The organism is Pseudomonas sp. JY-Q (assembly GCF_001655295.1).
Lineage (GTDB): Bacteria > Pseudomonadota > Gammaproteobacteria > Pseudomonadales > Pseudomonadaceae > Aquipseudomonas > Aquipseudomonas alloputida.
On sequence record NZ_CP011525.1, the window covers coordinates 2,606,486 to 2,618,615 of the forward strand.

General features: G+C 63.7%; 11 protein-coding genes. 6 read left to right on the plus strand and 5 right to left on the minus strand.

Annotated elements, in window-relative coordinates; genetic code table 11:
- Positions 1 to 29 precede the first annotated feature (29 nt).
- Positions 30 to 290 carry a DUF1652 domain-containing protein gene (locus AA098_RS11850; RefSeq protein ID WP_003247746.1) on the minus strand — a complete coding sequence of 87 codons (261 nt, stop codon included), beginning with the start codon at positions 288 to 290 and terminating at the stop codon, positions 30 to 32.
- A 275-nt stretch (positions 291 to 565) separates the two neighbouring features.
- Positions 566 to 1,213 carry a DUF1345 domain-containing protein gene (locus AA098_RS11855; protein WP_003247748.1) on the minus strand — a complete coding sequence of 216 codons (648 nt, stop codon included), beginning with the start codon at positions 1,211 to 1,213 and terminating at the stop codon, positions 566 to 568.
- Between the two features lie 173 nt (positions 1,214 to 1,386).
- Here AA098_RS11855 and pgm point away from each other — a divergent pair, with 173 nt between their 5' ends.
- The 4 genes from pgm to AA098_RS11875 all read left to right on the plus strand — a co-directional run bounded on the left by pgm (position 1,387) and on the right by AA098_RS11875 (position 7,029).
- Positions 1,387 to 3,024, plus strand: coding sequence for a phosphoglucomutase (alpha-D-glucose-1,6-bisphosphate-dependent) (gene pgm / locus AA098_RS11860; protein WP_003247749.1), 1,638 nt, complete (start codon positions 1,387 to 1,389; stop codon positions 3,022 to 3,024).
- Between the two features lie 78 nt (positions 3,025 to 3,102).
- Positions 3,103 to 3,615, plus strand: a complete 513-nt coding sequence (locus AA098_RS11865; RefSeq protein ID WP_003247751.1) for a sigma-70 family RNA polymerase sigma factor — start codon at positions 3,103 to 3,105, stop codon at positions 3,613 to 3,615.
- Positions 3,612 to 4,556 carry a FecR domain-containing protein gene (locus AA098_RS11870; protein ID WP_064614244.1) on the plus strand — a complete coding sequence of 315 codons (945 nt, stop codon included), beginning with the start codon at positions 3,612 to 3,614 and terminating at the stop codon, positions 4,554 to 4,556. Before AA098_RS11865 ends, AA098_RS11870 begins: the two co-directional genes overlap by 4 nt.
- 67 nt (positions 4,557 to 4,623) lie before the next feature.
- A complete protein-coding gene (locus tag AA098_RS11875; protein WP_064614245.1) occupies positions 4,624 to 7,029 on the plus strand; it encodes a TonB-dependent receptor in 2,406 nt (801 codons plus the stop codon).
- 80 nt (positions 7,030 to 7,109) lie between these two features.
- Here the strand turns inward: AA098_RS11875 and AA098_RS11880 are convergent, their stop codons facing one another.
- Complete coding sequence (locus AA098_RS11880; RefSeq protein WP_004575289.1) at positions 7,110 to 8,048, minus strand: LysR family transcriptional regulator; 939 nt, start codon at positions 8,046 to 8,048, stop codon at positions 7,110 to 7,112.
- A gap of 148 nt (positions 8,049 to 8,196) precedes the next feature.
- Here AA098_RS11880 and AA098_RS11885 point away from each other — a divergent pair, with 148 nt between their 5' ends.
- Entirely contained in the window at positions 8,197 to 9,024 is an 828-nt protein-coding gene (locus tag AA098_RS11885) for an amidohydrolase (protein WP_064614246.1), read from the plus strand.
- Between the two features lie 177 nt (positions 9,025 to 9,201).
- The gene (locus AA098_RS11890; RefSeq protein ID WP_003247762.1) at positions 9,202 to 9,942 is read left to right on the plus strand and encodes an SDR family NAD(P)-dependent oxidoreductase; all 741 of its coding nucleotides are present in this window, start codon (positions 9,202 to 9,204) and stop codon (positions 9,940 to 9,942) included.
- A gap of 202 nt (positions 9,943 to 10,144) precedes the next feature.
- Here the strand turns inward: AA098_RS11890 and AA098_RS11895 are convergent, their stop codons facing one another.
- Entirely contained in the window at positions 10,145 to 10,561 is a 417-nt protein-coding gene (locus tag AA098_RS11895; RefSeq protein ID WP_003247763.1) for a RidA family protein, read from the minus strand.
- Positions 10,561 to 11,880, minus strand: coding sequence for an NAD(P)/FAD-dependent oxidoreductase (locus tag AA098_RS11900; RefSeq protein WP_064614247.1), 1,320 nt, complete (start codon positions 11,878 to 11,880; stop codon positions 10,561 to 10,563). The genes AA098_RS11895 and AA098_RS11900 overlap by 1 nt, the downstream gene beginning before the upstream one ends.
- Between the last annotated feature and the right edge of the window lie 250 nt (positions 11,881 to 12,130).

Genomic DNA, 12,130 nt, shown 5'->3' on the forward strand with positions numbered 1-12,130 from the left:
ACTCGGTGAGGCTGCGTTGAAAACAGAGCCTAGACTGCATCGCGCAAGGTAAAGGCGGGAATGAAGGCATCCATTTCCGCCTCGACGGCCTCGATGATGCGCTCTACATCGGCGGCGGCCATGATCGCTGCACAGGGGATGCCCGCAATCGCCAGCAGGGTTTCACCGCTGGCGCGGTCGAACAGCCGCGCAACCATGCTGCGTGGCGCATCCATGCTGGCCTCGAAACCCAACGGATGGAAATGCCAGCGCATCACCTGGCAGGCGTTGGGGAACGTCATCTTGTTCATGCCAGCCTCCTTGTCCGTACCTGGACGTGATGAGCGGGTGGCCACATCGATGCGGCCGCCGGGAAACTAAAGATAGCACCTGCTACGCGCGATTATCGGTTGCAAGTACGACAAATGTGCGAATGCATGACAGCGGTCACACCCTTGTCATGGGTGAAGTGTGTGGGCTGGCTGCATGGGCAAACGTTTTCCCGACCGCAAGGTGTCAGGTAACCATCGGGTTTCGTGGCGTTCGCTTACGTTCGACGCGCAGGTTTTTCAGACGAGCGGCTTGCTTAACCCAGCAACCCGGCAGCGATGTTGATAGTGAACCCCAGAATCGCCGTATTGAACACGAAGCCCACCAACGAATGCGCCAGCACCACCCGCCGCAACCCACGCCCGGCGACGCCCACGTCCGAGGTTTGCACCGCCACGCTGATGGTGAACGAGAAGTAGTGGAAGTCCCAGTAATCCGGGTTGCGCTCGCCATCAGCGAAGCGCAGTGGGGGTTCGTGGTTTTGCCCGGTGTAGAACAGGCGGGCGTAGTGCAGGGTGAATATGCAGCCGATCAGCAGCCAGGAACCGGCGACGGTCAGGCCGGTGTAGAGATAGTGCACGGCCAGGGCCGTGCCTTGCAGGCCGCGGCTGGAGACCAGTTGCAGGGTGACCGCGGCAAGGCTGGCGATGGCGGCGATGCACACGGTCAGCAGGACCAGGCCTGCGTTCTCGTCTTCGACGCCGGCGACTTTGCGGACCTTTTCCGGGCTGGCTGTCCAGCTCAGGTAGAGCACCAGCAGCAGGTACAGCCACACCCCCAGGTTCCAGCCAGCGAGGATGTGCTGCACGGTATCACCGGCGGGGATCAGCCAGGCGCCAGCGAGGCCGACTGCAGCGGCGAGGCTCAGGCGGGGGTGTGTGCGGGTCAGGCGATGGAAAGCCATGGGGCCTCATTCACAAGGGGTATGGCTTGTACTCTAGACCGTCATAGGGTTGGGTGGGAGGCGCAATACCCTGCAGGGCCTGGGGTTTCTTTGAGTCCCCCATCGCACGGCATTGCAACTCTCAGTACACTGCACGTTCCAACACCAACATCCGTTGAACTCGAGGTTTTTGCATGACGCTCAGTCCTTTGGCAGGCAAGCCGGCTCCGGCCAGCGTGCTGGTCGATATTCCCCGGCTGCTTACCGCCTATTACACGGGCCGCCCAGACGCTGCCGTGGCGGCCCAGCGCGTGGCCTTCGGCACCTCGGGGCACCGGGGCAGTTCGCTTGAATTGAGTTTCAACGAGTATCACGTCCTGGCCATTAGCCAGGCGATTTGCCTGTACCGCCAGGAAAAAGGCATCGATGGCCCGCTGTTCATCGGCGCCGATACCCACGCCCTGTCAGCGCCGGCGACCGCCAGCGCCCTGGAAGTGCTGGCCGCCAACGGCGTGCAGGTGATGCTGTCCAAGGATGACGAATACACGCCGACGCCGGCGGTTTCCCACGCCATCCTCTGCCACAACCGTGGCCGTACGCAGGGCCTGGCTGACGGTATTGTCATCACCCCGTCGCACAACCCGCCGCAAAGCGGTGGCTTCAAGTACAACCCGCCCAACGGCGGCCCGGCCGACAGCGACGTGACCAAGTGGATCGAGGGCAAGGCCAACGAGCTGCTGGCGGCTAACCTGGCGGGCGTCAAGCGCATGGACCATGCCCAGGCGCTGCAGGCGCCGACCACCCACCGCCACGATTACGTCAGCAACTATGTGGCCGACCTGGAAAACGTCATCGATTTCGATGTCATCCGTGGCGCCGGGTTGCGCCTGGGCGTCGACCCGCTGGGCGGGGCAGGGGTACGCTACTGGTCGGCCATTGCCAAGCACTACCAGCTGGACCTGGAAGTGGTGAACACCGAGGTCGACCCGACCTTCCGCTTCATGACCGTCGACTGGGACGGCCAGATCCGCATGGACCCTTCCTCACCGTATGCCATGCAGGGCCTGATAGGCCTGCGCGAGCGCTTTGACGTGGCCTTCGCCTGCGACCCGGACCACGACCGCCACGGCATCGTCACCCCTGACGGCCTGCTGCAACCCAACAACTACCTCGCCGTGGCCATCGACTACCTGTTCCGCCACCGTCCGCAGTGGCGCACCGACGCCGCCGTGGGCAAGACCGTGGTCTCCAGCGGCCTGATCGACCGCGTTACCCAACGCCTGGGCCGCGATCTGTATGAGGTGCCGGTGGGCTTCAAGTTCTTCGCCCAGGGCCTGTTCGACGGTTCGCTCGGTTTTGGTGGCGAAGAAAGTGCAGGGGCTTCGTTCCTGCGCCGCGATGGCTCGGTGTGGGCCACCGACAAGGACGGGTTGATCCCGGCCTTGCTGGCCGCCGAAATGACCGCCCGTACCGGGCGTAACCCGAGCCAGGCTTATGCCGACCTGACCGACGCGCTGGGCAAGCCGTTCGCCACCCGTGTCGAGGCCAAGGCCGATGCGCGGCAGAAGGCGTTGCTGAGCAAGCTGGCGCCGGAGCAGGTGAAGTCGACCGAACTGGCCGGTGAGCCGATCGTGCAGATCCTCAGCCACGCCCCAGGTAATGGCCAGGCGATTGGCGGGCTTAAGGTGATGACGGCCAATGGCTGGTTCGCCGCGCGCCCGTCGGGTACTGAAGACATCTACAAGATCTACGCTGAAAGCTTCATCGACGAGGCGCATTTGCAGCGTCTGGTGCAGGAAGCACAAGTGCTGGTCGATGAAGCAATTGCCTGACCGGTAACAAACCGCTTGGTTCTGTGGTGTGATGTAAATTAGAATTAATCTTATTTACCCCGCCGCAGGACCCTCCTCATGATCGACGCCGCGCCGCCACCGGAGCCTGGCCTGCCTGCCCTGTACCGGGAGCATCGCGGCTGGCTTGAAACCTGGCTGCGCCGGCGTATGGGCAATGCCTGGGATGCCGCCGACCTCAGTCAGGATACTTTTCTGCGCATTCTGGCCAGCGCCCAGCCGCTGGCAGACATACGCGAACCGCGTGCCTACCTGCTGACCGTGGGCAAGCGTTTGCTCAGCAACTTCCACCAGCGCCGTAGCCTGGAGCGGGCCTACCTTGATGCCTTGGCGCAGTTGCCCGAGCAACACGTGCCGTCGCCAGAACAGCGCTGGGTACTGCTCGAAACCCTGCAAGCACTGGATGAATTGCTCGACGGCCTCAAGCCGCCGATACGCAAGGCCTTTCTCTGGAGCCAGCTGGAAGGCTTGGGCTACGCCGAGATTGGCCAGCGCCTGGGCGTCTGCCAGCGCTCGGTGAAACGCTACATGGCGCAGGCTTACGAACATTGCCTGTTGGCCGAGTTGCAATGAGCCCCCACCCCCCAGAAACCCGCGAGGCGCTGCGTGCTGCAGCCCGTTGGCTAGCATTACTGGATTCTGGCGACGCAAGCGAATCTGACCTGCAGCGTCTGGCGCAATGGCGCGCCAGCAGTCACCTGCACGAAGACGCCTGGCAAAAGGCATCGCTGCTGCGAGCGCGGTTTGCCGGGTTGCCCGGCGCATTGGCGATGGCCGCCCTGGATCGTCCGGATGCCGGTCGTCGGGCATTGCTCAAACAAGCCCTGGGTGTGACGGCGTTGTTGCCGGTGGCCTGGCTGGTGAGCCGTGAGCTGCCGCTGGATGCCTGGACCGCCGACATGCGCACCGCGGTAGGAGAGCGCAGGCAGGCACTGCTGAGCGACGGCACCTTGTTGCAGTTGAACACCGACAGTGCGGTCGATATCGAGCTGGGTGCAGGCCGCGTGGCACTGCTGCGCGGTGAAGTGGCCGTCAGCGTGCCCGCTAACCTGAGCCTCACCTTGCAGGTGCCTTACGGCCGGGTGGTGCTCAGTGAGGGCGAGGCGTGCCTGCGCCTGCTTGATGAGGCCTGCCGGGTGTCGGCGATCAAGGGGGCGGTCAGCCTGCAGCCGTTGCGGGGTCCAGCCGTGATGCTACAGGCCGGCCAACAGGCCAGTTTGCAGGCGGCCGGCGTTGGCCCTGTCAAAGCGTTCGACGCATGGCAACTGGGCTGGCGCGAAGGTGCGCTTCGGCTGGACGACCGCCCGCTGGGCGAGTTGCTGCACGAACTGCGCAGGTATCGCCCCGGCGTACTGCGCTGGGCACCAGAACTGGAGCGCTTGCGTGTTACCGGCACGTTCCGCCTTGACGACACCGACCGGGTGTTGGCCCTGCTCGCCGCCAGCCTGCCGTTGCAAGTGCAGACCCGCACGCGTTATTGGGTGAGCCTGACCGCACGAGAACATCGAGCATGAGGCTGTCCCCTTTTTTTCACTCGCCGGTCATTACCGGTAGGAGAAAATAAAAGGGGAGCCTTGTTCAATGCCTGCAGTAAAAACTTGCCGCCTGCGCCCACTGGCGCGCGCAGCACATCCATTGTTCGCGATGAGCCTGCTGTTGTGTGCACCCGCCTGGGCCGATGAGCCGGCCCGGCGTACGTTCCAGGTGGCGCCAGCCAGCTTGGGTGCCGCCTTGACCCATTTCGCCGACCAGGCCGGTGTCAGCCTTTCGCTGGACCCGGCATTGGTAGAGGGCCGGCAAAGTAACGGCTTGTCCGGTCGTTACAGTGTCGATGAAGGCTTCAACCAGTTGCTGCGCAGTAGCGGCCTGCAGGCGCTACCAGTGGGTGAGGGGGCCTTCACCCTGATGCCAGCCCCCCAGGCCAGTGGCGCGCTGGAAATCGCCCCCACCCGCATCGTCGGGGGCCTGGCCGCAGGCAACGAAGCGCAGCCGTATGCCGGTGGCCAAGTGGCACGCCAAGGGGCACAAGGCTTGCTCGGTTCGCGCGACTTCATGGAAACCCCGTTCAGCATCACCAGCTACACCAGCGACCTGGTCAAGAACCAACAGGCGCGCACCTTGGGCGAGCTGATTGCCAGTGACCCTTCAGTGCGTGCTACCAACCCGGCGGGCGGGCGTTTCGAGCAGTTCACCATTCGCGGCTTCAGCCTGTTCAACAGTGATGTGGCCTACAACGGTCTCTATGGCATCTTGCCGACCTATTCGATCGACATGGAAATGGCCGACCGGGTCGACATCATCAAAGGCCCCAGCCAGTTGATCAACGGCATATCGCCGCGTGGCAGCGTGGGCGGCGGTATCAATGTGCAGCCCAAGCGAGCCGCTGACAAGCCGATCACCGAATTCACCGGCAGCTACGCCTCGGCCGGCCAGGCTGGCGGCGCAGTGGACATCGGCCGTCGCTTTGGTGAAGGCCAGCAGTTCGGCGTGCGCTTCAATGGCGTGAAGCAGGCCGGTGATACCGAATGGGACCACCAGCGCGTCGACCGCGAAATGGCGGTGCTGGGCCTGGATTTTCGAGGCGAGCGCCTGCGTCTCTCGGCAGACCTTGGCCACACCGAACGCGACACTGACGCCCCGCAGGAGCGTGTGCTGGTCGGTGCCAATGCCAAGGTGCCCAATGCCAATGACGTACGCCACAACTACGCCCAGGCCTGGAGCAAGGCGCGTACCAACGACACCTTCGGTGCGCTGAACGCCGAGTACGATATCAGCGAATCGCTGCTGGCCTATGGTGCGGTTGGCGCGCGCAAGAGCAACCATGACTTCCTGCGCCATAATGTGTCGATCACCAACGATGCCGGCGACTTCACCGTGCAGCCGCGTGACTTTACCCGGGACGAGTCGGTGCGCACCGCCATGGCTGGTTTACGTCACTGGTTCCATACCGGGCCGGTGAGCCACGCGCTGAACCTGGCCGCCACCTATTACTACATGGACTTCACCAACGGCGGGGCGCGCTATGCCTCGGCGCCGAGCAACCTCTACGACCCGGTGGCCGCACCGACACCCGGTACGCCAACCCGCCTCGACCCCGAGGTCTACACGGAAAACCGCTTCTCCGGCGTGGCCCTGGCCGATACCCTTGGCTTTTTTGACGACCGCCTGCTGTTGACCCTGGGTGCGCGCTGGCAACGGGTGCAGGTGGATGACTGGAGCGACGGCGTCAAAGGTGATACGGGCTATGACGAAGAAAAGGTCTCGCCTTCTGGGGGCGTATTGCTCAAGGTCACCGACCAGCTCTCGTTGTACGCCAACTACATGGAGGGCCTGAGCCAAGGCAAGATCGCCCCCTCGACCTCGATCAACGAAGACCAGATCTTCCCGCCGTTCACCAGCCGCCAGATCGAGGTGGGGGCCAAGTACGACCTCGGCCAGGTGGCCTTTACTGCCAGCGCCTTCCGCATTCGCCAGCCGGCCTACGAGACCAACCCTGCCTCGCGGGTGTTCGGCCCCAATGGCAAGCGTGACAACCGCGGCATCGAGCTGAGTGTGTTCGGTGAGCCGGTGCAGGGCGTGCGGGTGTTGGGTGGGGTGATGTATATCGACAGCGAGCTGACCGACACCGTCGGCGGTGCCTACGATGGCAACCGTGCGCCGGCCACGCCCGAATACAACGTCAATCTGGGGGCTGAATGGGACGTGCCGGGGGTGAACGGCCTGACCTTCACAGCGCGCGGCACTCACTCCAGCTCGCAGTACCTGGACCAGAATAACAGCAAGCGCATCGACGGCTGGGAGCGTTATGACCTGGGCGCACGTTACGCCTTCAAGGTGGACGCCACCGAGGTTACCTTGCGGGCCAGTGTCGAGAATGTGCTCGATGATCGCTACTGGAGCTCGGCAGGGGCGTCGGATGACAGTGAGCCGGGGTTGACCCTGTCCACCCCGCGGACCTATCTGCTCTCGGCCACGGTCGGCTTTTAAACCGAACCCATGTGTACCTACCCAGCGGGAGCGGGTGCGACCGGGAATCAGGCGACTCGGTGGGGCAGTTGCGTAGCTGATCAGCCCGGCGCAAGCGCCCGGCCCAGCTTCTGCGCCTGCCCCTGCAACACCCGCATCAACTGCAGCGCTGCATGCGAGGGCGGCTCGAAGCGCGAATAGACGAAGCTGATATCGAAGTGAATCTCATCGGCCAACGGCACCACCGCCAGCCCGCTGTCCTGTGCAACGAACTCGTCGATCACGCTGATGCCCATGCCTTGCTTGACCAACGCCACAGCCTCGTTGGCATTGGTGAACGACAACAGAGATTTCAGCTGTAGCCCGCGGCGCCCGATGTGTTCGGCCAACAGCTCGCCAAACGGCATGTCGGGCCGGAACAGCAGCAACGCATGGCCCTCCAGCTGCTGCAGGGTCAGCGCGGGCTGACCGGCCAAAGGGTGACCCGGCGGCATCACCACTACCATGCGTCCACGCATGAACGCTTGCGAATGCAGGTGGTCGTGCACCACCGGCAGGGCGGCGATCGACAGGTCGACCTTCTTCGACAAGATCTGGTTGGGCATTTCGCCCATCAACGAGGTTTGCCACTCGATATTCAGTGACGGTGATTCACGCTTGAGCTGGGCCAGGGCCATCGGGATCACCACCGTGGACAACGATGCACTGCACGAGATACGCAACTTGCGCTGGCCGCCAGCGCCCAGCGCCAGGGCACATTCGTTGACCTGCAACGCTGCCTGGTACACCCGCTCGACCTCGCGAAACAGCACCTGCGCTTCGGCCGTCGGCACCAGGCGGTTGTTGACGCGCTCGAACAGCGGGTAGGCCAGGCGCGCTTCGATGTACTGGATCAGCTTGCTCACCGCCGGCTGCGACACATACAGCAATTTGGCCGCCGCGCTGATCGAGCCCGTCAGCATCACCGCCCTGAACACTTCCATGTGCCGCAGCTTGAACACCATGGGGCTTGCGTCTGCGCCTTCGTTGCCAAGCAGCATGTGTATTACCTTCGGTTATGGTTTTCGCCATCTGGGTATGAGCGTCAAAGCCGGCCACACAGTATCGTTAACCCCAGCCTAACTGCCCTTGCGGCGCACAATAACAAGATCTGCAGACAAGCGCAGTGGCGCTTGACGGGAGTGCTGCGTGAACATATTTGACGAAGCGAAGATCGATTGCCATAACCATTTGTTTGACCCCGCCCGTTTCCCCTATCACCCCGATGCACCCTATGCGCCCTCCGGCCAAGAGGTCGCCACCCAGGCGCAGTTCACCCGAGTGATGGACGCTTACGGCGTGCAACATGCCTTGCTGGTGGGCCCCAATAGCGGCTACCACACCGACAACCGCTGCCTGCTGCATGCCTTGGCCAGCGGGCAGGGGCGGTTCAAGGGGGTGGCGGTGGTCAAGGCGGACATCAACCTCGATGCGCTGGCGGCGTTGCAGGCGCAAGGCGTGGTGGGTATCGCCTTCAACCCCGCGCTGTACGGGGTAGCCAGCCTAAAGGGCGTTGACGGGCTGTTCGGCAAGCTCGCCGAGCTTGGCATGTTCGCCCAGCTGCAGGTGTGTGATGACCAGTTGCTGGACCTGCACGGCCTGCTGCAAGGCTCGCAGGCTCTTCTGTTGATTGACCATTGCGGCCGCCCGGATGTCGCTGCCGGTGTCCAGCAAGCCGGCTTCCAGGCGTTGCTGCGGCTGGCCGACAGCGGCCGCGCCTGCGTGAAGCTGTCAGGCATGCAGAAGTTTGCCGCAGCGGATGCCTTGTTCGAACAGAGCAGTGCATACGTGCAGGGCCTGCTCGAAGCCTTTGGCGCCCAAGCCTGTGTGTGGGGTTCGGACTGGCCGTTCATTCGCCAGCCCGCGCGGGTGGACTACGGCCCGCTGCTGAAGTTGGCCGAGCGCCTGATGCCGGATGCCCGGCTGCGCCGCACAGTGATGTGGGACACCCCTCGGCGATTGTTCGGGTTTGCCTAGCCCCTCCGTTGTGTGCCCTTCAAACAACAAGCGCGCAATCGTGATGAACACTGAACAGAACACCCGTCCCGGGCGGCATCCTCCATGGCCTGGAGGATCGTCTCGGCTAGCGCCCCAAAAGGCATGTGACCTGCGTCGCTTGCCGGATATTCCTTCTGTCGAAAATGGAGCTGAACAATGAGCCAGTACCTGCAAGGCCAAACCGCTATCGTCACCGGTGGCATGCGTGGCATCGGCCTGGCGATTGCCCGCCGCTTGCATGTCGCCGGCGCCCAGGTGGTGATCTGGGACCTTGCCGTCGATGGCTGGAACAGTACGGAAAACGGCTTCGAGCCGGTGCTGCGCCAGGCAGTGGATGTGTCGTCGCTGGCCTCGGTGGAGGCGGCTTTTGCCCAGACGCTGGCGCGTTTGGGGCAGGTGCAGATCTTGGTCAACAATGCCGGCATCAACGGCCCGGTGGTGGCGTCTTGGGAGTACCCGCCAGACGCCTGGGACAAGGTCATCGCCATCGACCTGAACGGTGTGTTCTATTGCTGCCGCACCGCCATCGCGCACATGCGTGAGCGCGGCTACGGGCGCATCGTCAATATCGCCTCCATGGCCGGCAAGGAGGGTGTGCAGTACATCTCGGGCTATTCGGCAGCCAAGGCCGGGGTCATCGCTTTCACCAAGGCGGCAGCCAAGGAGCTGGCGCAGGATGGCGTGCTGCTCAACTGCGTGGCACCGGCGATGGTCGAGACGCCGCTGATGGCCGAGATGACGGCCGAGCATATTGCCGCGAGCAAGGCCAAGATCCCCATGGGGCGCTTCCTCAAGGCCGAGGAGATTGCCAACATGGTCAGCTGGATCGCCGGGCCTGAGTGCAGCTTTACCACTGGCTTTGTGTTTGACCTCAGCGGCGGGAGGGCGACCTACTGAATGGACTGGGTGTGGTACGTCCGATGGCGTTGGAGCTGCGCCGGGTAGCCAGCCACGCGCGAACTGCGGGCGACGTCTCGGTGTGCAAGTGCCGTCGTCCGTTGGCGTGCCCGCACCTCAACGCTTGCAAGCAGCGGCACGGGCAACCCAGGCGTGGCTGGACGGGCAGGTGGCAGTCACCCGCCGTCATTCAGGCCTGTGGTTATTCCTGATCGGGTACCACGGCGATCACGTCGATCTCCATCAGCCACTCGGCCTGGGCCAACCCGGCCACCACCAACCCGGTGGAAATCGGGAACACGCCCTTGAGCCACTTGCCCACCTCTTTGTACACCGGCTCGCGGAAGCGCGGGTCGGTGATGTAGGTGGTGGTCTTGACGATGTGCGACAGGTCCGAGCCGGCTTCTTCAAGCAGTTGCTTGACGTTCTTCATCGCCTGTTCGGTTTGTGCGCGCGGGTCACCCAGGCCTACCAGCTTGCCTTCGAAGTCGGTACCGACCTGGCCACGCACGTAGATGGTATTGCCTGCCCGCACGGCCTGGCACAAGTCGTTGTCCAGGGTCTGGTTGGGGTAGGTTTCCTTGGTGTTGAACATGCGGATGCGAGTATGGGTAGGCATCAGTGGGCTCCGAGGGTGCTGACATTGCTGATCTTGGCGGTTTGCTGCTCATCCGCTGCGCGTTGCTCGCGGTCGCGGTAGGCGGTGTAGGTACGTTGCGTGGCGATGTGGCCGGCGACGTGCTTGGCGTCGTGCCACACCCCCCAGATGAACGATGAACCACGGCGCGACAACCACGGCAGGCCGAGGAAGTACACGCCCGGTTCACGGGCCACACCACGCTGGTGCTGGGGCTTGCCGTTGGCATCGAAGGTGTCTACCTGCAGCCAGCTGAAGTCCACGCCGTAACCGGTGGCCCAGATGATGCTGCGGACGCCGGCATTGGCCAGGTCCAGCTGCTGCAGCGGGTTGCGCATGCACTCCGGGTCGGCCAGGCGCTGGCGGGCTTCGGGCTCTTCCGGCAGGTCCAGGCCGTTGCGTTCGATGTAGGCATCGGCCGCATCCAGCAGGGCCAGGTAGTTGTCGTCGCCGCGGTTGATGTTCTCGACCAGGTTGTCCTGGAAGCGCGCGACGCCGTTCTCGAACGACTGGGTCAGGCCGACCAGGGTCATGCCCTGGTGGGCGAGGGCGCGGAAGTCCACGGTGTGGCCACCACGGGCGCCGCTGACCGCGATGGTCACATGCTCGCGACCGGGTTTGGCAATTTCCGCGTCCCACTCGCCCAGCACGCCCAGCCACCAGCAGAAGTCACGGTTGCGGTAGGCACGCGGCGGGCGGTCGTGGGCGCCGACCGACAGGTACACCTGGCGCCCGGCGCGCATCAATTCCTCGGCAATCTGCACACCGGAAGAACCGGCACCGACCACCAGTACCGCGCCTTCAGGCAACTGCTCTGGGTTGAAATAAGCGGCGGAATGAATCTGGTGCAGGTTGCTGTCTTTCGGCGCGATGGCTGGGATCACCGGCTTCTGGAACGGGCCGGTGGCAGCGACTACGCGGTTGGCGCGAATCACGCCCTCATTGGTGTCGATGGTGAAGCCTGGGCGGTCGCTGTTACGCACCACGCGCTTCACTTCAATGCCGGTGCGCACGGGCAGGTTGTACTTGCGTACGTACTGCTCGAAGTAGTCGGCCACCTGGTCCTTGCCGGCGAACGCATCGGCGTCGAGGTTGAATTCCAGCCCCGGGAAGCGGTCGTGCCAGGCCGGGCCGTTGGCGACCAGTGAGTCCCAGCGGCCAGTACGCCAGGCCTGCGCGATGCGGTTGCGCTCCAGTACCAGGTGCGGCACGCCAAGCTTGCTCAGGTGTTCGCTCATGGCCACGCCGGCCTGGCCGGCGCCGACGACGAGGGTGTCGATTTCGAGGTTGTTCAGTGTCATGTCCGAGCCCTTGTTCAGGCGGTTTTTGTCAGGTCGGTTTGGAGGACCGCCGTTGCCTGGAGCCAGACTAGGGATGCCGTGGAAATGGCGAAAATAGTATTTAGCTGGTGCTTGCCGATAAAACGGCGAAGGCCTTGATTTCTCTGGCCTGTGGGGCAGGTTGGCCGGGTGGGTGACGTGGTTTTTCGAGCGGGTGCAGAGAGCGGGCCCGTGAGCCTAGTTTTTTCCTGCCTACCCCCTCGGAAAAAGG